Genomic DNA, 1,641 nt, shown 5'->3' with positions numbered 1-1,641 from the left:
TACCACCTTTCACTGGTACAATGTGTATGCTGCTCTTTCCCATATGATTATACAACTTTTTTAAACGGGTGCAGGGTGTCCTTGCCGAACTCAACTACAGCGTAGTTATAGTGAGCTATAACTTAGGGTTGATAATAGGTGCTAAACAAATCATTTTTTCTATAGGGTAGTTTTTGTAATTTTACATCTGTTTGAAAAACCTAAATAATCAAAAAAATGAGCTTAATCACAAATAAAACGTTGTTTTACCTCAATTTAGGAATCGCATTTTATTTTCTTTTATTGTTTCTAAATGCATATTTTTTTAAGATTGAAGGTGAATTTATTGGGTTTTTACAAGAGCTAGTCACGTTACCTTTATTGGCAATAGAGATATTTTTATTTGTTTTATCTTTTATTAGATTCTTTTCTTTAAAAGATAAAACAGAAAATACCTATTGTGTCTTGTCTTGCATTATTATTTCAATCTCGACATTTTTGACAATAGGTTCTTTCTTCATAAAATGAATACGGGTAGTATTTTATGGTGAGTAATTTCAAAAATGTTTTTTCTTTTTCCCCTGCTTTTCAATAATTCCCTGTGGAAGGTTTGTCAAGGTTTTTGGCTAAAAAATACTACCCGGAGGGTGGAGATTTTTTAGCCAAAACCCGAAGGGCTTGACCTTTACAAAGCTGGAACAGGGAATTATTTTTGCATGGGAAAAAGAAAAAGGCGAGGTAAGAGCATAAAAAAGCCGTTTGTAAAGTGTTTACAAACGGCTTACCTTACACACTTGTGTACGGCTTAGCTTATCCCTTCTCGGGTTGCATCCCTGCAGAGCCTCTGTCTGTTTCAGCTAATTTCTTTTTTAGGTTTTTAGTAGTTTTTGGTTTTATATGAGCTACTAATTGAGTATTAAACAAGGGTTTTTCATCGCTTTGTTGTTCAAAATCTGATATATACACTTTTGCATCAAAATGAGCGAACCTTTTTGCATCAGCTGAGTCACGCCATGCTATTTGTGCATTTATAGCAAAGACATGAGTATTACTAGATCTTAATACAGTTAATGCCTTTTTTTCTTTTAAATACTTAACAGCTAGATAAACAGTGTTCTTATGTAATTGTAAGGCTTCTGCTATAGCTTGCTGGCTTACTACTAAAGCATTTCTATTATCCATATGTTTTACAATCCAAAGAAAGATAGTTAATGCTGTTGAGTTTTCTTTTGTCATTAGCATTATTAAATCTAAATGATCATCATATAGCTGTACAAAGTTAGCATTAACCCTTCTTACTTCACCTGTACTAAATTCAATATTTTCTTTTTCATGTATCATTTTACCTATCAAAATTTATGTGATTTACGTCACAAAATTAAGTGACTGAATCACATAAACAAGTGAATAAATCACTTTTTTATGTGATTCAGTCAAAAACGCATCACAATAAGCTATTGTGATTGCTATCACATTACTGATGTGATTGGCAAAGAAATAAATACCTGATAATCAGATATTTATATATTACTCCTCTCTGTGTCTTACTAACACGCAAAAAAGGGACTTTTTTTTTGGTAGGTAAAAAGGACTTTTGTGTGTTAGTGATTGGGGGCCAGCCCCCACACCCCCGGGATTTTTTTTAGGCATGAGCCGTGCCAA

1 protein-coding gene is annotated in these 1,641 nt (G+C 32.8%); it reads right to left on the bottom strand.

Going from position 1 to position 1,641, the window contains the following annotated elements:
• Positions 1 to 789 precede the first annotated feature (789 nt).
• Positions 790 to 1,320 carry a replication/maintenance protein RepL gene (locus AC23P2_RS31000; protein WP_487776775.1) on the bottom strand — a complete coding sequence of 177 codons (531 nt, stop codon included), beginning with the start codon at positions 1,318 to 1,320 and terminating at the stop codon, positions 790 to 792.
• Between the last annotated feature and the right edge of the window lie 321 nt (positions 1,321 to 1,641).

The sequence above is a fragment of the Runella sp. R0.1_18 genome (genome assembly GCF_057652155.1).
This window is presented reverse-complemented; position numbering and strand designations above follow the sequence as displayed.